This is a genomic window from Pseudomonas sp. LY-1 (genome assembly GCF_053502595.1).
Map to the genome: position 1 here is coordinate 3,112,691 of NZ_CP094353.1, position 21,135 is coordinate 3,133,825.

Here is a 21,135-nt window from a genome sequence, read left to right on the forward strand (position 1 = left end):
GCGCTATTTCATCGCATGCTCGACCACTTGTGTCGCACGCGGCGCAGCCCGCAGACACTTGGCCAAAGCCTGCTGCACATCCGCCAGCAGGTCGGCGATGTCCTCCAGCCCAACCGACAGACGCACCAACCCCTCGCTGATCCCGTGGGCTGCCCGCTCCTCTGGGGTGTAGGTGGAGTGGGTCATGCTCGCCGGGTGTTGGGCCAGGGACTCGGCATCGCCCAGGCTGACCGCGCGGCTGAACAGCTTGAGTGCGTTCATGAAGCGTCGGCCGGTCGCGATCCCGCCTTTGAGCTCGAAGGCAATCATCCCGCCGGGCATCCGCATCTGCCGCGCCGCCAGCTCGTACTGGGGAAATGAGCGCAACCCCGGGTACGTCACGCGCTCGACGGCGGGGTGGGCCTGCAAGGCTTCGGCTACTGCCTGGGCGTTGCTGCAATGGCGGTCCATGCGCAGGGCCAGGGTCTTGAGGCCGCGCATCAGCAGCGATGCGTCCTGCGGGGACATGACCGCACCGGTCAGGTCTTTGAGCCCTTGCAGACGAATGCGCTGCGCCAGTGCGTGGTTGCTCACCGCAATGCCGGCAGTGATGTCGCCATGCCCGCTGAGGTACTTGGTGGCCGAATGCACGACCACATCGGCGCCCAACTCCAGGGGCCGTTGCAGGTACGGCGTGCAGTAAGTGTTATCGACCACCACGATGACGTTGGGCTGCTGGTGCGCCAGCGTGGCGACGGCGGCAATATCGACCAGTTGCAGGTTGGGGTTGGCCGGGGTTTCGCAGTAGATCATGCGCGTGGCCGGGGACAGCGCGGCGTGCAGCGCATCCAGGTCGGTGAGGTCGACATGGCGCACCTTGATGCCGAACTCCGCGATGCCATGGTGCAGCAGGGCGAAAGTGCAGCCGTAGAGTGTCTGGCTGACGATCACCTCATCGCCGGGGCGCAGCAGGGTCCAGAAGGTGGCGGCAATCGCGCCCATGCCGGAGCTGAAGGCGACGGCGGCCTCGCCGTTTTCCAGGGTCGCCATGCGCGCTTCCAGCAGGGCCAGGGTCGGGTTGGAAATGCGTGTGTAGAAGTGCCCGCTTTCTTCACCGGCAAAACACGCGGCGCCGTATTCGGCGGTGGGGAAGGCGAACGTGGCGCTGAGATAGATCGGCGGTACGAGGGCGCCATGGTGGTCCTTGGGGTCGTAACCGTGGTGGATGGCACGGGTGGAAAAGCCGAATGCATTGTGTTTATTGTTCATGTCGGACACTCCTTATTTCCTACAATGCTATGCTCATAACCACAGCTGAACTTTGCAATATTTGCTGACAAATCCCGCGCAATGGGATGAAACCTTCCTAAAAATAATGATTAGAGGCACGTTATGCCCCTCAGTCTGGATCGCACCGACAAGGCGCTTTTAAACGCACTGCAAGGCAACGCCCGCTTGACCGTGGCCGAGCTCGCCGAGCGCGTGTCCCTGACCACCTCCCCGTGTTGGCGGCGGGTCAGGAACCTGGAAGAGAGCGGGGTGATCAGCGGTTATCAGGCGATCCTGTCGCCCAAGGCGTTGGGCTATGGGGTGACGGCGTTTGTCAGCATCATGATGGAGAGCCATACCCAGGAAATTGCGCGGGCGTTCGAGCAGCGCTTGCTCGACATTCCGGAAATCGTCGCCTGCCATAACGTCTCGGGGCGCTATGACTTCCTGCTGGAAGTGGTGGCCAAGGACCTGGAGTCGTTTGGCGAATTCGCGCGGGAGGTGTTGCAGACATTGCCGTGCGTCAAAGAGATTTACTCGAGCTTTTCCTACAAATCGGTGCGGCCTTTGCGCGTGATTCCGTTGCCGCGCTGAGGGGCTGAGCCCGTGGGCACATTGGCTACCTGATCTTTGCCGGAATTGGCTATTTCTCCTGAGTGCTGCGCTGACTAATCTGGCCACCAATTTCCAGTGTTCAGGAGCTCTACCATGCAACCCCGTACCGATTTCTACACCGCTTCCCCAGACGCCATGAAAGCCATGCTCGCCCTGGAAACCGCAGTGGGCAAACTGTCCATCGAACTGCCCCTGCTGGAACTGGTGCGCCTGCGCGTGTCGCAGATCAATGGCTGCGCCTTCTGCCTCGATATGCACACTGCCGATGCGCGCAAGGGCGGTGAGACCGAACGCCGCCTGTACACATTGTCGGCCTGGCGCGAAACGCCGTTCTTCACCCCGCGTGAACGCGCCGCCCTGGCCTGGGCCGAAAGCCTGACCCTGGTCAGCCAGACCCGCGCCGCAGACGAAGACTACAACGCACTCGCCGCCGAGTTCAGCCCCCAGGAACAGGTCGATCTGAGCGTAGCCATCGCCACCATCAACAGCTGGAACCGCCTGGCGGTGGGCTTTCGCAAAATGCCCAAGTAAGCCAGGGGCCGTGGGCGGTCAGAAGTTGACCGAGGCACTCAGGCGCGCTGTCAGCGGCGCGCCCTGGAACAGGTAGTCATCGCCCATGTACTCGCCCGCGTCGCGCCAATAGCGTTTGTCGAACAGGTTGTCGACGCTCAGGCGAAACACCGTTTCATAGCCATCGACTTTGGTGGTGTAACGGCTGCCGACGTTGACCACCGCATAGTCCCCGACCTCGACGTTGCCGCTGCGGTTGGCGTACTTCTTGGCGCTGTATTGCACGCCGCCCAGGACCGCCAGGCCGTTGACCCACGGCAGCGCATAGTCGGCGTAGACACTGGCGCGCAGCTTGGGCACGTTGATCGCCTGGTGGCCTTGGTAGTCCGGCGTGCCGCTGCCGCTGACCCGCGCCCGAATCGCCGCGACGCTGGTGGCGATCTGCAGGCGGTCGGTGGCCCAACCATTCGCCGACAGTTCCAGCCCGGTGTTCTTCTGTTCGCCTTGTTGCACGTAGGTGAAACTCCCGGCGCCATCCGGCTTGGCGTACTGGTAGGCCTGGCGCGTCTGGAACACGGCCGCGGCGAAGCTGATGCGGCGCCAGTCGTATTTCACGCCGGCTTCGATTTGTCGCGACACGGTCGGGGCCAGGGTCTCGTCCGCGTTGTTCGCGAACCACGGCGCCGTGCCGCCCAGGGACAGGCCCTTGCTGTAGCTGGTGTACAGCGAGATGTTTTCAATCGGCTTATAGATCAGCGAGGCCTGGGGCAGGAACACGTATTGCTGAGTGTGGCGCGCCTGGTTGCCATTGCTGTCAAAGGCTTGTTCATCGAGGCGCACTTCGCGACCGCCGAGGAGGGTTTGCCACTGCTCGTTGAAGCGGATGCGGTCGGTGACGAACACGCCGTACTGGCGGCTGTCGAGGGTGCGATGGCTGTCGTTCAGCGGTACGTTGGTCGGCGCAAACGTCGGCGCGTCCTGATTGATATTGCCGCTGCCGATGTACTCGTTGACCGCCTTGCGCTTGTCGATCACCCGGCGAAACGCGCTGGTGCCGAAGGTCAATTCATGGCCCAGGCCGGCGGTGTCGAACAGCCCGGTCATGGCCGCCTGCACTTCATCGTCGCGGCGGGTGTCGTCGGGGCTGCGGTAGTCGTAGATGTCGTAGTTGCCGTCTGAGCCGAAGTAGTTTCCGACCCCGTTCGTGTCGCCGCCCCAGGCGAACGAACTGTAGTCATCGATCACCACCTTGCTGCGCGCCGCGCTGACACTGCCTTTCCACTGGTCGCTGAAGCGGTATTCGAACTTGCCGTTGAGGTTCAGCGAATCGATACCGACCTGCTTGGAACCGCTTTGATGGCCCAGCAGCTGTTTCGGCGATGCATCGTGGGGCACTTCACTGCCGCCCAGCAGTTGGTAGCCCGGCACCGAGCGCTGTTGTTTGTTCTGGTATTCGGCATCCAGTTGCAGCACCGCGTCGGGGCTGATGTTCCAGTCGAACGCCAGGGACAGGAAGTCGCGCTGGCCGTTGGCGTGTTCCACGTAGGAATTGAGGTCTTCATGGGCCACGTTGGCGCGCAGGCCGAACTGCCGCTCGCTGCCGAACCAGCCGCCGACGTCGGTGGCGATATAACCGCTGCCGCGGTCGTCGCTGGACACCGTCACCGAACGCACGTCTTGCGGGCGCTTGGTCACGTAGTTGATCACGCCGCTGGGCTCGGAGATCCCGCTTTGCAGGCCGGCCAGGCCCTTGAGTACTTCCACCTGCTGTTTGTTTTCCAGGGCGACGTTCTGCTCGCCGGTGATGGTGCGCCCGTTGATCTTGTAGCTGCTCGCCGCGTTCAGCGAGAAGCCGCGCACCACGAAGTTTTCGTAGTAGCCGATCGGTGCGTAGCTGTCGCCCACCGAGGCGTCGTTGCGCAGCACTTCGCTGAGCAGGCGGGCTTGCTGGTCCTTGATCAGGGCGGCGTTGATCACGCTGATCGAGGCGGGAGTGTCCAGCAGCGGCGCTTCATTGAAACCGCCGACCGAGGCGGTTTCACTGCGATAACCGGACTCATCCTGGCCCTGGACCTGTACCGCCGGCAGTTCAATTTCCGCCGCCAGGCTGCTGCCGATGCCACCGCTGAGCAGCAGGCCGAGGGCGAAACGTGACGTGACGACGGGGCGAAAACGCAGAACCATGGGGCAAGGCCTTAAAGCGCAGGACGGGGGGCGCATAAGCTAGGCATAAGTGCGTGCATTTACAAGGATTCGCGCATTGAGACATCCGGTCTCAGCGCGCACGCCGATTCATGTGCGCCTCGACAGCCCTGGCGTGCATCTGCGATAGACGAGGCTTCTCTCATCGTTGCAGGAGGTCGTCATGAGTACCGCTGGAAACCTCATCGCTGGAAAAGTTGCGCTGGTGACTGGCGCCGGGCAGGGCATCGGCCGCGCCATCGCCCTGCGCCTGGCACGGGACGGTGCCGATATCGCGCTGGTGGACATCAATGGCGCCAAGCTCGAAGCCGTGGCTGCTGAAATCGTCGCGGCAGGGCGCAAGGCCTCGGTGTTCATCGCCGACGTGTCCAAGCGCGAACAGGTGGTGGCCGCCGTCGAACACGCATACCAGACCCTCGGTGGTTTCGACATCATCGTCAACAACGCCGGGGTGGCGCAGATCGATTCACTGCTGGACGTCAGCCCCGAGCAGGTCGAGCGCACCCTGGGCATCAATGTGCAGGGTGTGTTGTGGGGCATCCAGGCCGCCGGCAAGAAGTTCAAGGCGCTCAAGCAGAAGGGCAAGATCATCAACGCCTGCTCGATCGCCGGGCATGAAGGTTTTGCCCTGCTGGGCGTGTACTCGGCGACCAAGTTCGCCGTGCGCGCCCTGACCCAGGCGGCGGCCAAGGAACTGGCCAGCGCCGGGATTACGGTCAATGCTTATTGCCCGGGCGTGGTCGGCACCGATATGTGGGTCGAGATCGACAAGCGCATGGCCGAGATTACCGGCGCCGAAGTCGGTGCGACCTATAAGAAGTATGTGGACGGGATTGCCCTGGGCCGTGCGGAAACGCCTGAGGATGTGGCCGGGCTGGTGTCTTACCTGGCGGGGCCGGATGCGGACTACATGACCGGCCAGTCGCCGTTGATCGATGGTGGGATTGTGTACCGATAACGCGGTTCAAAGGTGGGAGTGGGCTTGCCCGCGAAGGCGGCGGTTCAGTCACGGCATCGGTGGCTGATACACCGCCTTCGCGGGCAAGCCCGCTCCCACATGTTTGACCGTGCTGGGTCAGATATGTTTGCCCGGCATGTCGATGCCCAGTTGGTTGACCCGGCGATACAGGGTCGCCCGCGAAATCCCCAGCGCCTGGGCCGTCGGCGACGGCTTCCAGCGATGCCGGATCAGTGCATCCAGCACCACCTGGCGTTCCGGGCTGACACGTTGTTCCACGTCGGCCTCGAGCCGCTCGCCGCGCACCTCCACGGGCAGGTCAGCCAACTGGATGGTGCCGCCGTCGCACACCGCACAGGCATACGCCAGCACATGGCGCAGTTGTCGCACATTGCCCGGCCAGGCATAGCCGAGCAGTACCTCCAGCGCGGCGGGGCTGATGCCCACGGAGATTGCGCCGCTGTGCGCCTGCTGTTCCAGCAGCCGATTGATCAAGGCCAGCTTGTCGCTGCGCTCGCGCAAGGGCGGCAGGCAGAACCGTGCGCAGCCCAGGCGAAAGTACAGGTCTTCGCGAAAGCGCCCCTCGCTGACCAGCACCGCCAGGTCGCGGTGGCTGGCGCAGATCACCTGGATATCCACCGCACGGGTTTTTGCCGCACCCAGCGGCGCGACTTCACCTTCGGCCAATACCCGCAGCAAGCGCGTCTGCAGAGCCAGCGGCATATCGCCGATTTCATCGAGGAACAGCGTGCCGCCATCGGCCTGCAACAACAGCCCGGGCATGCCCTTGTTCGACGCGCCGGTAAAGGCCCCGGCGACATAGCCGAACAGCTCGCTTTCGATGAGGTTTTCCGGGATCGCCGCGCAGTTCACCGCCACGAAGGGTCCGCCGCGACGAGCGCTGCGCTCATGCAGTTGGCGCGCGAAGACTTCCTTGCCGGCGCCGGTTTCACCCTGCACCAGCACCGGCAGGTTGCGGTCCTTGACCCGCAAGGCCAGGCGCAGGTGTTCTTCCACCCGGGGGTCGACCTGATTGTTTACGGCCTTCGCAGGACGCGCCGGCTTACGCCGCGGCGCGCTGACCCGCACATGCAATGCGCCGGGCTCGCCCAGCCAGTGCAACTGTTGCGCCGATTGATCGGTGACCGCGCGCAACGCATCCAGGTCGAAGACCTCGCCGATATGCGTCGGCACCTGGCCAAAGCGCCGACGCAGGGTCTGGCGCGCCTTGCTGTTCAACGCATGCAGGCGCCCATCCTGGTCCCAGGCCAGCAGCAGGTCGGGCTGGCTGTCGACATAGCCGGGCGTACTGTGGGCCTGGAGCACCCAGTGCTGACGGGCGCTGTGCATGAAGAAGGCATTTTCGATGGCTTGCGCGCTCTGCGCCACCATCTGCCGTACCAGATGCTGGCTGCGCCGGTCATCCGGGGATTTGAGCGCCGAGGCGTCCATCACCCCCAGCAGGTTGCCCTGGGGGTCGAAGATCGGCGCGGCGGAGCAGGTCAGCCCGATAAATGCCGCGCGAAAGTGATCGCGCTTATGCACCGTCACGGCAGCCTTGCTGGTCAGTACCGTGGCCACGCCGCAGGTGCCTTCTTCGGCTTCCGACCAGCAGGTGCCCAGGTATAGGCCGGCCTTGCGGCAATCGGTGCGAATCGCCGTGTCCACGCGGTGGTCGATGGTCTGGCCCTGGGCGTCGGTGAGCATCACGCAGTAGTCGGCATGGCGCACGCGGTGGTGGAGTTGGCCGACTTCTTCGCTGGCGATGTGCATGAACAGTTCGGCGCGCTCACGGCATTCCTTGAGCAGCGGTTCACTGAGAATGCGTGGCCCTTGCAGCGAGCCAGGGTCGAGGTGGTGTTGCTCCATGGAACGGCGCCATGAATCGAAAATCAGCGACGGCACCGGAGCCTGGGGCAGGCGATCGGCATTGCGGACCACGCGACTGACGCAGTCGACATGGTCTTTGGAGTTCGCGGCGAGCATAAGGCCTCCGGTTCTCGATCTTTTGTTGTTATGCCCGCCATTAAGCGCGCATGCGCGCAGGCGGACAAGGGCGGCCTGACCAACTGCCCGGTGTGAGACGCAGCGTCTCATCCGGCCACGCACGCCACGGGCAGGTTGCAATGGCGCGTCTCATTCTGTGGTTGGCGGTCGCCGCCGCACAACCGCGTGGCACTGCTCTAGATCAAGTCTATGCGAGGTTTATCGAGGCGTTGGCACAGGCTGTGCTGAAGGTCTTGCAACTGGCTGCAGCCAGCCTTTTGTGTGTCGAGACAACCTGGAGAACAACAAGATGTCCACTCACCTGTCCACTGATCAACTGCTCCATGCCTACACCGTGATGCGTACCATCCGCGATTTCGAGGAACGCCTGCACGTGGAATTCGCCACTGGCGAGATCCCAGGTTTCGTCCACCTGTATGCCGGCCAGGAAGCCAGCGCCGCCGGGGTCATGGCCCACCTCAACGATGAAGATTGCATCGCCTCCAACCACCGTGGCCACGGCCACTGCATCGCCAAGGGCGTGGACGTGTTCGGCATGATGGCCGAGATCTACGGCAAGAAAACCGGGGTGTGCGGCGGCAAGGGCGGTTCCATGCACATTGCCGACCAGGAGAAAGGCATGCTCGGCGCCAACGGCATCGTCGGTGCCGGCGCGCCCTTGGCGGCCGGAGCGGCGCTGGCGTCCAAGCTCAAGGGCAGCCAGGGCGTGGCCGTGGCGTTTTTCGGCGATGGCGGCTCCAACGAGGGTGCGGTGTTCGAGGCCATGAACCTGGCCGCAATTATGAAACTGCCGTGTCTGTTCGTGGCTGAAAACAACGGCTACGCCGAAGCCACCGGCTCGGGCTGGTCGGTAGCGTGCAAAGACATCGCCGAGCGCGCCGTGGGGTTCGGCATGCCGGGGGTGATCGTCGACGGCAATGATTTCTTCGCCGTCCACGCGGCTCTGGGGGTAGCCGTGGAACGTGCGCGCAGCGGCCAGGGGCCGACGCTGGTGGAGGTCAAGTTGAGCCGTTTCTACGGCCACTTCGAAGGCGACGCGCAAACCTATCGCGGCCCCGACGAAGTGAAGAACCTGCGCGAATCCCACGATTGCCTGGTGCTGTTTCGCCAACGCTGCAGCGCCGAAGGCTGGCTCGATGCGGCGCAGTTCGAGCGCATCGACGCGGAGGTCGCGCAACTGATCGAAGACGCCGTGCGCCTGGCCAAGTCCGATCCCAAGCCCCAGGCCGCAGACCTGCTCACTGATGTCTACGTCGCTTACCGCTAATCGCCACCCACTACAAAAATAATCCGTGGAGAATTGATCATGGCTCGCAAAATCAGTTATCAGCAGGCAATCAACGAAGCCCTGGCCCAGGAAATGCGTCGCGACCAGAGTGTGTTCATCATCGGCCAGGACGTGTCCGGCGGCACCGGCTCCCCCGGCGAGCAGGATGCCTGGGGCGGCGTGCTCGGCGTGACCAAGGGCCTGTACCCGGAGTTTCCCGACCGCGTCTTGGATGCACCGTTGTCCGAAATCGGTTACGTCGGCATGGCGGTCGGCGCGGCCACCCGCGGCATGCGCCCGGTGTGCGAGTTGATGTTCGTCGACTTTCTCGGCTGCTGCCTCGACCAGTTGCTCAACCAGGCCGCCAAGTTCCGCTACATGTTCGGCGGCAAGACCGCCACGCCGCTGGTGGTGCGCGCCATGTACGGCGCCGGCCTGCGCGCCGCCGCGCAGCATTCGCAGATGCTCACCTCGATGTGGACGCACATCCCCGGCCTCAAAGTGGTGTGCCCGGCCACGCCCTATGACGCCAAGGGCATGCTGATCCAGGCGATCCGCGACAACGACCCGGTGATCTTCCTCGAACACAAAATGCTCTACAGCCTGCAGGGTGAAGTGCCGGAAGAGCTGTACACCGTGCCTTTCGGCGAAGCCAATTACGTGCGCGAAGGCAATGACGTGACCCTGGTCACCTACGGGCGCATGGTGCATATCGCCCTGGAAGCCGCTGCCAACCTGGCGCGCCAAGGCATCGACTGCGAAGTGCTCGACCTGCGCACCACCAGCCCGCTGGACGAAGACAGCATCCTGGAAAGCGTGGAGAAGACCGGCCGCCTGGTGGTGATCGACGAGTCCAACCCGCGCTGCTCGATCGCCACCGATATCAGCGCGCTGGTCGCGCAGCGCGGGTTTTCGTTCTTGCGCACACCGATCGAAATGGTCACCGCGCCGCACACGCCGGTGCCGTTCTCCGATGCGCTGGAGGATCTGTACATCCCCAACGCAGCGAAGATCGAAGCCGCGGTGTTGAAGATCGCCGATAAGAGGACTGCCGCATGATCCATATCTTGACCATGCCCAAGTGGGGCTTGTCGATGACCGAAGGCCGCGTGGATGTCTGGCTCAAACAGCCGGGCGACCGGGTGGAGAAGGGCGAGGAAGTGCTCGACGTGGAGACCGACAAGATCTCCAGCAGCGTCGAGGCGCCGTTCAGTGGCGTGCTGCGCCGCGTGCTGGCGCTGAGCGACGAGACCTTGCCGGTGGGCGGGCTGCTCGGGATCGTGGTGGAGGGCGAGGCCACGGAAGCCGAGATTGATGCGGTAATCGAGGGTTTCCAGGCCAGCTTCGTGTCGAGTGCGGCCGAGGCGCAAGCGTCCGGGCCCAGCGCGCAGAAAGTCGAGGTGGGCGGGCGGCTGTTGCGTTATCTCGATCTCGGTGAGGGCGGCACGCCGTTGGTGTTGGTCCACGGGTTTGGCGGCGACTTGAACAACTGGCTGTTCAACCACCCAGGGTTGGCGGCGCAGCGCCGGGTGATCGCCCTGGACCTGCCGGGCCATGGCGAGTCGGGCAAGCAACTGCGCAGCGGTGATGCCGACGAGTTGAGCCAGGCGCTGCTGGCGTTGCTCGATCATCTCGCGCTCGACCGCGTCCACCTGGCCGGCCACTCAATGGGTGGCCTGGTCAGCCTGACCGTGGCGCGCCAGGCCCCCGCGCGGGTCGCCTCGCTGACCCTGATCGCCAGCGCCGGGCTCGGCGAAGAGATCAACGCGGACTACTTGCACGGCTTCACCGACGCGACTAACCGCAACGCACTCAAGCCGCACTTGATTCAACTGTTCAGCGACCCGGCGCTGGTCACGCGGCAGATGCTGGAGGACATGCTCAAGTTCAAGCGCCTCGAAGGCGTGGATCAAGCGTTGCGCCAGCTCAATGCCCAGCTGTTCGAGGGCGGGCGGCAGCGCCTGGATCTGCGCAATATTGTCGGGCAGCAGCCAAGCCTGGTGATCTGGGGCAGCGACGACGCAATCATCCCGGCCAGACATGCTGAGGGGCTCGAGGCTCAGGTGGAAATCCTGCCGGGGCAGGGGCATATGGTGCAGTTGGAGGCGGCGGAGCGGGTCAACCAGTTGATGGCAACCTTCCTCAACGCCCAGCCTTGATGCAATCCAATGTGGGAGGGGGCTTGCCCCCGATAGCGGTGTCTCAGTCAATATTCCTGGTGACTGACCCATTGCCATCGGGGGCAAGCCCCCTCCCACCATTTAGAGTGCATTTCAAAAGTTGGAGGCGGCGGAGCGGGTCAACCCGTTGATGGCAACCTTCCTCAACGCCCAGCCTTGATGCAATCCAATGTGGGAGGGGCGGTGCGACGATTCGACTTGCCCCCGATAGCGGTGTCTCAGTCAATATTCCTGGTGACTGACCCATTGCCATCGGGGGCAAGCCCCCTCCCACCATTTAGAGTGCATTTCAAAAGTTGGAGGCGGCGGAGCGGGTCAACCCGTTGATGGCAACCTTCCTCAACGCCCAGCCTTGATGCAATCCAATGTGGGAGGGGCGGTGCGACGATTCGACTTGCCCCCGATAGCGGTGTCTCAGTCAATATTCCTGGTGACTGACCCATTGCCATCGGGGGCAAGCCCCCTCCCACCATTTAGAGTGCATTTCAAAAGTTGGAGGCGGCGGAGCGGGTCAACCCGTTGATGGCAACCTTCCTCAACGCCCAGCCTTGATGCAATCCAATGTGGGAGGGGCGGTGCGACGATTCGACTTGCCCCCGATAGCGGTGTCTCAGTCAATATTCCTGGTGACTGACCCATTGCCATCGGGGGCAAGCCCCCTCCCACCATTTAGAGTGCATTTCAAAAGTTGGAGGCGGCGGAGCGGGTCAACCCGTTGATGGCAACCTTCCTCAACGCCCAGCCTTGATGCAATCCAATGTGGGAGGGGCGGTGCGACGATTCGACTTGCCCCCGATAGCGGTGTCTCAGTCAATATTCCTGGTGACTGACCCATTGCCATCGGGGGCAAGCCCCCTCCCACCATTTAGAGTGCATTTCAAAAGTTGGAGGCGGCGGAGCGGGTCAACCCGTTGATGGCAACCTTCCTCAACTCCCAGCCTTGATGCAGTCCAATGTGGGAGGGGCGGTGCGACGATTCGACTTGCCCCCGATAGCGGTGTCTCAGTCAATATTCCTGGTGACTGACCCATTGCCATCGGCGGCAAGCTCCCTCCCACCATTTAGAGTGCATTTCAAACGGCGCGCTTGAGAGTTTCGCTCGGCAGCTCCTTGAACAACGCCCGGTAGCTATTGGAGAACCGCCCCAAATGCCAGAACGACCAGTTCATCGCCACTTGCGCCACTGTGGCCGCGGCTGAACTCAACAACTCCCGCCGCGCCCCGTTCAAGCGGCGCAAACGCAACCACTGCGCCGGGCTCATTCCGGTGTAGGTCTTGAAGCCTTGTTGCAACTGGCGCAACGGCACGCCGGCGATCTGCGCCAGTTCCAGTAGGTTGACGGTGTCATCCGGTGCATCGACCGCCCATTCGCCGATGCGCGTCATCAGCCGGCGCTCTTCGCTGCGGCGCTGCAATGACTGGCGGTCCAGGCATACGCAGGCGTTGTCGAGAATGAACAGGCAATCGTCGAGCAACTGCTGGGTGAGGGCATCGCGGCTGATCGGGTCGGTGGTGCCGGACAACCGTGTGAGCGTGCCACTGAGCCAGCGGCTGAATAACGCATTCTGCTGGCAGGTCAGCGGCGCCATGAACAACCCTTCGAGTTTCGCCACATCCAACCGATGGCGCTGCACGAACTGTGGCCCGAATACCACCGCCACTTCACGGTAGTTCTCCGGGGTGATCCAGGTGTTGCGGCTCTCGCCATTGAGCAGGTACAGCGTGTTGTCGCTGCCGTCGAAACAGAACGCCAGGGCCCCCGGCGGCGCGTTGAAATGCTGCTCCACCCGGGTGTTCATGCTCTCTTCGTAGACCTCCACGCCGTGCAGGTCGAGGTAGCGAATCTGCCCGGCAAAATGCCCGGGGGACATCTGCTGGTAGTGCTGCACCCAGCCGGGTGTTGCACGGCATTGAGCGGCCACATCACCGGTGGTGAAGGCCTGTACGCGCAAAGCGGTTGCCTGTGTCATGGGGGGAACCTGCTCGCACTCTATTGGTGCGTTGTGTTCGGAGCAAAGTGGATAGATGCCGTGGCGCGGCGAGCCCAAGATAGACCTCAATGCGCCAGGAGTACAAGCCGGTGCAGTCTCCCACCCATGACGAGGTCCTTATGAACGCCCCCTTCGATCAGCTGTCCGCCTGGCTGAAAGAACACAAGATTACCGAGGTCGAATGCGTGATCAGTGATTTGACTGGCATCGCACGCGGCAAGATTGCGCCCACCAACAAGTTCCTGCATGAGCGAGGCATGCGCCTGCCGGAAAGTGTGTTGCTGCAAACGGTAACCGGGGACTTTGTCGACGACGATGTCTACTACGACCTGCTCGACCCGGCCGACATCGACATGGTCTGCCGCCCGGTGGCCCACGCGACCTACGTGGTGCCATGGGCGATTGAACCGACCGCCATCGTGATCCACGACACTTTCGACAAGCAGGGTAACCCCATCGAACTGTCGCCGCGCAACGTGCTGAAAAAGGTGCTGCAGCTCTACGCCGAGCAGGGCTGGCAGCCGATTGTCGCGCCGGAAATGGAGTTCTACCTGACCCAGCGCTGCGATGACCCGGACCTGCCGCTGAAAACCCCGGTCGGCCGCTCCGGGCGGGCCGAAACCGGTCGCCAGTCGTTCTCCATCGACGCCGCCAACGAGTTCGACCCGCTGTTCGAAGACGTCTACGACTGGTGCGAAGCCCAGGGCCTGGACCTCGACACGCTGATCCACGAAGACGGCCCGGCGCAGATGGAAATCAACTTCCGCCACGGTGACGCCCTGGATCTTGCCGACCAGATCACCGTGTTCAAACGCACCCTGCGCGAAGCCGCGCTCAAGCACAACGTCGCCGCGACCTTCATGGCCAAGCCGGTGGCCGACGAGCCGGGCAGCGCCATGCACCTGCACCAGAGCGTGGTCGACATCGCCACGGGCAAGCCGGTGTTCGTCGACGCCGACGGCCAGATGAGCACGCTGTTCCTGCACCACATCGGCGGCCTGCAGCAGTACATCCCCAAGCTGCTGCCGATGTTTGCGCCCAACGTGAATTCGTTCCGCCGCTTCCTGCCGGACACCTCGGCGCCGGTCAACGTGGAATGGGGCGAAGAAAACCGCACTGTCGGCCTGCGCGTGCCGACATCGAACCCCGACGCCATGCGCGTGGAAAACCGCCTGCCCGGCGCGGATGCCAACCCGTACCTGGCGATCGCCGCTAGCCTGTTGTGTGGCTACCTGGGCATGATCGAAAAGATTGAGCCGAGCGCACCAGTGGAAGGCCGCGCCTATGAGCGGCGCAACCTGCGCCTGCCGATCACGCTCGAGGATGCGCTGGTGCGTATGGAGGAGTGTGCGACGGTCAAGCAATACCTGGGCGACAAGTTCGTGCGCGGCTACGTCGCGGTCAAACGCGCCGAGCATGAGAATTTCAAGCGGGTGATCAGTTCCTGGGAGCGTGAGTTCCTGCTGTTGAGCGTCTAAACAATCATAAAGGGGTGTCGATATGCGTCTGATGAAAAAACTTCTCCCGCTGGCCCTGGTGGCAGCATTCAGCAGCGCCGCGCAGGCGGAGCCGACGGTCAGTGTCTACAACTGGACCGACTACATCGGCGAAACCACCTTGGCCGACTTCCAGGCCAAGACGGGGATCAAGGTGATCTACGACGTGTTCGACTCCAACGAAACCCTGGAGGGCAAGTTGCTGGCGGGGCGCACCGGGTATGACGTGGTGGTGCCGTCCAACCACTTCCTGGCCCGCCAGGTCAAGGCCGGCGCGTTCCTCAAGCTCGACCGCGCGCAGTTGCCCAATTTCAAGAACCTCGACCCCAAGCTGCTCAAGCTGCTTGAGAAAAACGACCCGGGCAACGCGCACTCGGTGCCGTACCTGTGGGGCACCAACGGCATCGGCTACAACGTCGACAAGGTCAAGCAGGTGCTCGGCATCGACCATGTCGATTCGTGGGCGGTGCTGTTCGAGCCGGAGAACCTCAAGAAGCTCAACCAGTGCGGCGTGGCCTTCCTCGACTCGGCGGATGAGTTGTTCCCGGCGATCCTCAACTACATGGGCAAGGACCCGCGCAGCGAGAACCCTGAAGACTACAAACAGGCGCAAGCCAAGCTGTTGACGCTGCGGCCTTACATCACCTACTTCCATTCCTCCAAGTACATCTCGGATTTGGCCAACGGCGATATCTGCGTGGCGTTCGGTTATTCCGGCGACGTGTTCCAGGCCGCCAACCGCGCCAAGGAAGCCAAGAACGGGGTGAACATTGCCTATTCGATTCCCAAGGAAGGCTCCAACCTGTGGTTCGACCTGCTGGCGATCCCCGCCGATGCGAGCAACCCAAAAGCAGCCCACGCGTTTATCAACTACCTGCTCGACCCTGAAGTCATCGCCAAAGTCAGCGCCTCGGTCGGCTATGCCAACGCCAACCCGGCAGCCAATGCCTTCATGGACCCGGAACTGGTGAACAACCCTGAGGTGTACCCGTCCCAGGCCGTGCTCGACAAACTCTATATTTCCACCACGCCGACCCCGGCGACCATGCGCCTGATGACCCGCGCCTGGAGCAAAGTGAAGACCGACAAATGATCCAATCGAACGACCACGCCCGGTCCTATTACCGGGCCTCGGCCAATGCCATGCCCGAGCGTCCGGCCTTGGCCGCCGACTTGAGCGCGGATGTGTGTGTGATCGGCGGTGGGTTCACCGGGGTCAATACCGCCATCGAACTGGCCCAGCGCGGGCTGTCGGTGATCCTGCTGGAGGCGCGGCGCATCGGTTGGGGCGCCAGCGGGCGCAACGGCGGGCAATTGATTCGCGGCATCGGCCACGATGTGTCGGGCTTTGCCAAGTATGTGGGCGAGGAGGGCGTGCGTTATCTGGAGCGGGCCGGGATTGATTCGGTCACGTTGGTGGGCGAACGCGTTCGCACGCAGGGTATCGACTGCGACCTGCGCTGGGGCTTTTGCGAACTGGCCAATACCGCGGCGCAGTTCGCCGCGTTCAAGGGCGAGCAGGAGCGCCTGTTGGCGCAGGGCTACAACCATGAGGTCCGTGTGGTAGGTCCGCAGGATATGCACCAGGTCGTCGGCTCGCAGGTCTATGCCGGCGGCCTGGTGGACATGGGGTCCGGGCACCTGCACCCATTGAATCTGGTGTTGGGCGAGGCGCGGGTCGCCGAGTCCCTGGGGGTGCGGATTTTCGAGCAGACCCCAGCGTTGGAACTGCTCCACGGCGACACCGTGCAGGTACGCTGCGCCGGCGGCACGGTGCGCGCCAGCAACCTGGTGCTGGCCTGCAATGCACACTTGGAGGCGTTGGAGCCGCGCTTGAGCGGCAAAGTACTGCCTGCCGGCAGCTACATCATCGCCACCGAACCGTTAACGGAAGGGCTGGCCGAGCAATTGATCCCGCAGAACCTGGCGCTGTGCGACCAGAAAGTCGGCTTGGACTACTACCGACTGACCGCCGACCGACGCCTGTTGTTCGGCGGCGCCTGCCATTATTCGGGGCGTGATCCGCAGGACATTGCCGCGTATATGCAACCGAAGATGCTCACGGTATTCCCGCAACTGGCCAATACCGCGATCGAGTTCCAGTGGGGCGGCAAGATCGGCATCACCGCCAACCGCTTTCCCCAGGTCGGGCGGCTAAAACAGTACCCGAACGTGTTGTATGCCCAGGGCTATTCCGGCCATGGGCTGAACGTGAGCCATTGGTGTGCGCGGCTGCTGGCTGAAGCCATCCATGCCGGGCACAGCCAGGGCCTGGAGGCGTTCAGCCAGGTGCCGCACATGACCTTTCCGGGCGGCAAGCTGTTGCGCTCGCCGTTGTTGGCGTTGGGCATGCTGTGGTATCGGTTGCGGGAGACCCTGCAGTGATGAGCTGCCGCCGCATGGGGGCGGTTGGATTGAGCCGCACCTAAGGCCGCAAGAAAAACCGCTTTTCCTCGTCATGGCAAGGTTGCGCCTACGGCCCTGTAGTTGAGCGTGGAATCGGTTGCTGTGCCATACACGATCGCCCCGGAGCGCGTAATGCCCTCTAGCCGGCTCATCCGTCCGCCCAAAAGCGGGGCCATCGCTACGGTGCTGTTGACGCCGTCCCAGTAGGCGCCGCTGGGGTATTGGTTGGCATCGAAACTGTTCAAGGCGACGGTGTCGTTATCCGCCAAACCCACCGCGTTGGTCTGGGCGCTGCCAGGCAGCGGCTGGATCGACTGCACGCTGAACGAGTTGGTGGGGTCTGGCCAAAAGAGTGCTTTCTCGAAACCCGACGGGTCCCTGCCATACGCGAGTATATGCCCGGGGTTGTTGATCGACACCGCGTAATTCTGCGCATTGAGGGGCATGGTCAGCAGCAGGGGCGCGCTGCTGGGTGTTCCCCAGAATGCCGTTTGCGGCACATCGCCGGTAGCGCCGCTGAACACGCAGGTACCGACCACCTGAAGCTGATCGTTCATGCCCACCGCCCAGCAATAGCTGGCGCCGGAGGGGCTGGCCAGCGCGGTCAACACGTAGCTGCTGCCGTTCCAGGTGGCGACGGTGGGTTTGGGCGTGGCATTGGCCCCCGGACAGTTCATGACGACACTGGGATAGCCGTTGATCAAGGTGTTGTTCACGTCGACCCCGGCACAGTTGTCGCCATAGCTGGAAACGCGCTGCGGCGTGGCATTGCCCGGGGTATACAGCACCACGGTTGCCTGTAACGTGGCGCTGATGCTTTGAGCCAGGGCAGCGCCTAGCGGGTTCAGGGCGGTGGGTACGGTCTGGACATCGGCGGGTCGCAGCAGGGGAAATAGCAAGGTGCCAGGCAAGGGGGCCGTCGCCGTCGGCAGGCCACTGGGCGTCGCTGCATTCCAGAACACGGCAAAACTGAGATTGGCGGCGTTGGCGCAACTTCCCAGCATCCAGCCACTGTTAGCGATTGCCTCGACGCTGCACGGTTGCCCGTTCACCAGCGGCGGCAAGACCTGTTGAGGGCCGCTCAGCGATGCGGCGTACCAAGGATTGCTGTTGGCGCTGACCGTAGCGGATGAACAATTGCCCACGGCCTGCGCGCTATCGTTGACGCTACTGGTTGAACATTGCGCCCCGGCCGCACTGCCCGAGTCGACGTATGTGGCGGCACTGGCGGTTACACCATAGCCGTACAGCAGCGAGGCGCCGAGCAGTGTCAGCGCAGTGATCGAGGTTTTGAAATAACGCGGCATGATGAGTCCCTCCCTGGAGTGTTTTACCTGTCGGTGCCGTATGGGCAGGCGCCGGTTGCGTACCAGTAAACGCTGGAGATGGGGGCGTTACAACTGTCATTTCTAACAGGTACAGAACGAGTGGCTGTGCGTTAGCATCGGTGTTTTTGTGCCCTGCGGGCCGTCCAGGCACGCAGATGATTTCAGTGGTCCGGGACGGCATGGCTTCAATCTCGAGCATCCATCGCGCCACGAATAGGGGGTGAAGTGACGAATCGGCTGGCGTACATTGTTCAACCCCGGTCGCCAGCAACTGTCGGTGCGACAGATCTGGCGATCTGAATTGTTTATTGTCTGGAGTATTGATTGTGCCTACAGCTTCTTCTGTCATTGAAGTTCCGGTTTCGGCCGATCAGGTGTGGCAATTGGTCGGCGGTTTTGACGCGCTGCCGGACTGGCTGCCATTGATCGTCGAGAGCAAGCCGGGCGACGGCGGGCGCCTGCGTCACCTGAAGACCGCCGATGGCGGCGTGGTGGTGGAGCGCTTGCAGACCTTTGATAACGTGGCCCGCACTTACAGCTACAGCATCGAGGAGTCGCCGTTTCCGGTGAGTGCCTACCTGGCGACGTTGCGGGTCGAAGCCCTGACGGAATCGTCGGCGAAGGTGACGTGGTCGGGCGTGTTCACCCCGGTGCCGGACACCACCGACGAGGCGGTGGAGGCTTTGTTTGCCGGCGTGTACCGCGGTGGGCTTGAGGCGCTGCGCGGCAACTTCCCGGCTTGACCTGATCGATCGGGCAACCGACACCCAATGTGGGAGGGAGCAAGCCCCCTCCCACCGTTATCGATTGGTGTCGTGTCTGGTTTATTTGGGCATCAGTTGCTGGCGACACTCCAGCACCAACCGCGCACCGCCGCGTTGGCTGGTGCCAACGTCCAGATTGAAACCGTGCAGGTTGATGATCGCCGCGACAATCGACAAGCCCAGCCCAAACCCACCTTGCTGGTCGCTTTCATCCACGCGATAGAACCGCTGGAACACCGCCTTGCGTTCCGCTGTTGGGATGCCGGGGCCGGAGTCGTGGACTTCGATACGCGTGCTGCCCGCATCGTTGACCGCGCGCAAAATCACTTCGCCGCCCGCTGGGGTGAACTTGATCGAGTTGCTCAGCAGGTTGGCCAGGGCCTCGAACAGCAAGGCCCGGTCGCCGGTGATCCAGGGCAGGGATGGCGGGGTGTCGAGCACCAGTTGCAGTTCGCCTTCCTCGGCCAGGGGCAGGTAGAAGTCGTGCAGTTCGCGCAGCAGCGGCAGTGGGTCCATCACCAGGAAGCCCGAGCGGCGTTGGTGGTCTTCCAGTTCCGAGATCCGCAACAACCCGCGAAAGCGCGCCATCAGCGTGTCGGTCTCCGCGATGGCGTCGTCCAGCTGCACCGCGTGGGCCGAGTCGTGTTCGGCTTGTTGCTTGATGCGATAGAGCTGCGCGCGCAAGCGGGTGAGCGGGGTGCGCAGGTCGTGGGCGATGTTGTCGCACACGCCTTTGACCTCGTTCATCAGCTTCTCGATGCGGTCGAGCATGGCGTTGACGATGGCGGCGAGCATGTCCAGTTCGTCACGTCGGTTCGACAGCGGCAGGCGATGGGTGAGGTCGCCGGCGACGATGGCCTCGGCGCTGGCCTGGATCCCGCGAATCCGTCGCAATGGGCGGCGGCGCAGCAAATGCCAGCCGGCGGCGCCGGGGATGATGGTCAGCGACACCGCCCACAGCAGCGCGTGCCAGATGATCCGGGTTACGCCGAACAGCGAACCGTTGGCGCGCACCAGCACCAGCCAGCGGCCATCGGCGGTGTGGGTGACCACGGCGTCGCAGCTGTCTTTGGGCAGTTTCGGGTCGTCGGAGTCGACGCAATTGGCCAGGGCGTGGATCTTGCCGTCCAGGGGCAAGTCGGGTGGTATCGCCTGGATCGGTCCGTTCAATGGGCGAAATTGCGCATCGAACAGGCCATAGGCGTCCACGCCCTTCATGTCGAAGGTCATGCTGGTGGTCAGGGCTTCCAACAGTTCTTCGCCGTCGAACCGCTGGAACAGGTGCTGGCGCTGCATCAGCGAATGGCGCGAGAGGTCGCTGAGGTAACCGGACACCTCGTAATACAGCACCCCCATGAGGATGCAGCTCCAGGCCACGAACAGCGAACTGTACAGCGCCAGCAAGCGGCTGCTGGAGGAACGCCAGCCCTTAGAGGGGTTCAGCAATGACATACCCGGAACCTCGTACCGTGCGGATCAGCGGCGTGAGGCCCGGTGGATCGATCTTCTTGCGCAGGCGACCGATGTGGACATCGATCAGGTTGGTCCCGGGGTCGAAGTGATAACCCCAGACTTCCTCGAAGATCATCATCCGCGACAGGATCTGCCCGGTGTTGCGCATCAGGAATTCCAGCAGTTTGTATTCAGTGGGCAGCAGGCTCAGCGGCTGCTCGGCGCGGCTGGCTTCACGGCTGATCAGGTTCAGCTCAAGGTCGGCCACGCGCAGGGCGGTTTCGAATTCCTTGACCGTGCTTTTGCGCCGCAGCAGCACTTCGACGCGGGCGGCCATTTCATCGGAGGCGAACGGCTTGGTCAGGTAGTCATCCCCACCGGCGCGCAGGCCGCGCACCCGCTCGTCGACATCGGAGAGCGCGCTGATCATCAGGATCGGCGTCGACACGCCGATGGTGCGCAGGGTGGTGACGATGGCCAGGCCATCAAGTTCCGGCAACATACGGTCGAGGGTGATCAGATCGTAATCACCACTCACGGCGCGGACCAGGCCTTCGCGGCCGTTGTCCACCCAATCTACGTCCAGTCCATGGCTACTCAGCTCGGCGACGATCTCGCGGGCCGTTACGGCGTCATCCTCAATGGTCAAAATGCGGGTCATAGGATTACCTGGTGAGCGATTCACACTAGAAGTGTGGGCATTTTGCCAAG

At 63.1% G+C, this 21,135-nt stretch carries 17 protein-coding genes; 10 read left to right on the forward strand and 7 right to left on the reverse strand.

Features of this window, described 5'->3' with window-relative positions:
- Positions 1-3: 3 nt before the first annotated feature.
- A complete protein-coding gene (locus MOQ67_RS14275) occupies positions 4-1,248 on the reverse strand; it encodes a methionine gamma-lyase (RefSeq protein ID WP_169884668.1) in 1,245 nt (414 codons plus the stop codon).
- 123 nt (positions 1,249-1,371) lie between these two features.
- On the opposite strand from MOQ67_RS14275, the gene MOQ67_RS14280 reads away from it, so the two are divergent.
- Together MOQ67_RS14280 and MOQ67_RS14285 are read left to right on the forward strand one after the other, a co-directional pair.
- Positions 1,372-1,842, forward strand: a complete 471-nt coding sequence (locus tag MOQ67_RS14280; RefSeq protein WP_017846578.1) for an Lrp/AsnC family transcriptional regulator — start codon at positions 1,372-1,374, stop codon at positions 1,840-1,842.
- Positions 1,843-1,956: 114 nt separating this feature from the next.
- Positions 1,957-2,394, forward strand: a complete 438-nt coding sequence (locus MOQ67_RS14285; RefSeq protein ID WP_046383718.1) for a carboxymuconolactone decarboxylase family protein — start codon at positions 1,957-1,959, stop codon at positions 2,392-2,394.
- An 18-nt stretch (positions 2,395-2,412) separates the two neighbouring features.
- Here the strand turns inward: MOQ67_RS14285 and MOQ67_RS14290 are convergent, their stop codons facing one another.
- Positions 2,413-4,557 carry a TonB-dependent siderophore receptor gene (locus MOQ67_RS14290; protein ID WP_198717951.1) on the reverse strand — a complete coding sequence of 715 codons (2,145 nt, stop codon included), beginning with the start codon at positions 4,555-4,557 and terminating at the stop codon, positions 2,413-2,415.
- 181 nt (positions 4,558-4,738) lie between these two features.
- Here MOQ67_RS14290 and MOQ67_RS14295 point away from each other — a divergent pair, with 181 nt between their 5' ends.
- A complete protein-coding gene (locus tag MOQ67_RS14295) occupies positions 4,739-5,533 on the forward strand; it encodes an acetoin reductase (protein WP_017846575.1) in 795 nt (264 codons plus the stop codon).
- A gap of 117 nt (positions 5,534-5,650) precedes the next feature.
- On the opposite strand, the gene MOQ67_RS14300 is transcribed toward MOQ67_RS14295, so the two are convergent.
- Complete coding sequence (locus tag MOQ67_RS14300; protein WP_198717952.1) at positions 5,651-7,519, reverse strand: sigma-54-dependent Fis family transcriptional regulator; 1,869 nt, start codon at positions 7,517-7,519, stop codon at positions 5,651-5,653.
- Between the two features lie 310 nt (positions 7,520-7,829).
- Between MOQ67_RS14300 and MOQ67_RS14305 the strand changes: the two genes are divergently transcribed.
- The 3 genes from MOQ67_RS14305 to MOQ67_RS14315 are packed head-to-tail and all read left to right on the forward strand — an operon-like array spanning position 7,830 to position 10,966.
- Complete coding sequence (locus MOQ67_RS14305; RefSeq protein WP_102618898.1) at positions 7,830-8,807, forward strand: thiamine pyrophosphate-dependent dehydrogenase E1 component subunit alpha; 978 nt, start codon at positions 7,830-7,832, stop codon at positions 8,805-8,807.
- Positions 8,808-8,846: 39 nt separating this feature from the next.
- Positions 8,847-9,866, forward strand: coding sequence for an alpha-ketoacid dehydrogenase subunit beta (locus MOQ67_RS14310; protein ID WP_104903355.1), 1,020 nt, complete (start codon positions 8,847-8,849; stop codon positions 9,864-9,866).
- Positions 9,863-10,966 (forward strand): acetoin dehydrogenase dihydrolipoyllysine-residue acetyltransferase subunit, encoded by a 1,104-nt coding sequence (locus MOQ67_RS14315; RefSeq protein WP_046489018.1) that lies wholly within the window; start codon positions 9,863-9,865, stop codon positions 10,964-10,966. The genes MOQ67_RS14310 and MOQ67_RS14315 overlap by 4 nt, the downstream gene beginning before the upstream one ends.
- Positions 10,967-12,060: 1,094 nt before the next feature.
- Here the strand turns inward: MOQ67_RS14315 and MOQ67_RS14320 are convergent.
- Positions 12,061-12,957: a helix-turn-helix domain-containing protein gene (locus tag MOQ67_RS14320; RefSeq protein ID WP_017846569.1), complete on the reverse strand. Its 897-nt coding sequence runs from the start codon at positions 12,955-12,957 to the stop codon at positions 12,061-12,063.
- Positions 12,958-13,097: 140 nt separating this feature from the next.
- Here MOQ67_RS14320 and MOQ67_RS14325 point away from each other — a divergent pair, with 140 nt between their 5' ends.
- From MOQ67_RS14325 to MOQ67_RS14335, 3 genes are read left to right on the forward strand one after another with little or no spacing between them, the layout of a single operon-like run.
- A complete protein-coding gene (locus MOQ67_RS14325) occupies positions 13,098-14,456 on the forward strand; it encodes a glutamine synthetase family protein (RefSeq protein WP_198717831.1) in 1,359 nt (452 codons plus the stop codon).
- Positions 14,457-14,478: 22 nt separating this feature from the next.
- Positions 14,479-15,567: a polyamine ABC transporter substrate-binding protein gene (locus tag MOQ67_RS14330; RefSeq protein WP_017846567.1), complete on the forward strand. Its 1,089-nt coding sequence runs from the start codon at positions 14,479-14,481 to the stop codon at positions 15,565-15,567.
- Complete coding sequence (locus MOQ67_RS14335) at positions 15,564-16,859, forward strand: NAD(P)/FAD-dependent oxidoreductase (protein ID WP_198717830.1); 1,296 nt, start codon at positions 15,564-15,566, stop codon at positions 16,857-16,859. Before MOQ67_RS14330 ends, MOQ67_RS14335 begins: the two co-directional genes overlap by 4 nt.
- A gap of 71 nt (positions 16,860-16,930) precedes the next feature.
- Here the strand turns inward: MOQ67_RS14335 and MOQ67_RS14340 are convergent, their stop codons facing one another.
- Complete coding sequence (locus MOQ67_RS14340) at positions 16,931-18,187, reverse strand: hypothetical protein (protein WP_198717829.1); 1,257 nt, start codon at positions 18,185-18,187, stop codon at positions 16,931-16,933.
- Between the two features lie 347 nt (positions 18,188-18,534).
- Between MOQ67_RS14340 and MOQ67_RS14345 the strand changes: the two genes are divergently transcribed.
- Positions 18,535-18,951, forward strand: coding sequence for an SRPBCC family protein (locus MOQ67_RS14345; RefSeq protein ID WP_198717828.1), 417 nt, complete (start codon positions 18,535-18,537; stop codon positions 18,949-18,951).
- Between the two features lie 81 nt (positions 18,952-19,032).
- On the opposite strand, the gene MOQ67_RS14350 is transcribed toward MOQ67_RS14345, so the two are convergent.
- Together MOQ67_RS14350 and MOQ67_RS14355 are read right to left on the reverse strand one after the other, a co-directional pair.
- Positions 19,033-20,424: a sensor histidine kinase gene (locus tag MOQ67_RS14350; RefSeq protein ID WP_104903351.1), complete on the reverse strand. Its 1,392-nt coding sequence runs from the start codon at positions 20,422-20,424 to the stop codon at positions 19,033-19,035.
- Positions 20,402-21,085: a response regulator transcription factor gene (locus MOQ67_RS14355; RefSeq protein WP_003219726.1), complete on the reverse strand. Its 684-nt coding sequence runs from the start codon at positions 21,083-21,085 to the stop codon at positions 20,402-20,404. The genes MOQ67_RS14350 and MOQ67_RS14355 overlap by 23 nt, the downstream gene beginning before the upstream one ends.
- Positions 21,086-21,135: the final 50 nt, after the last annotated feature.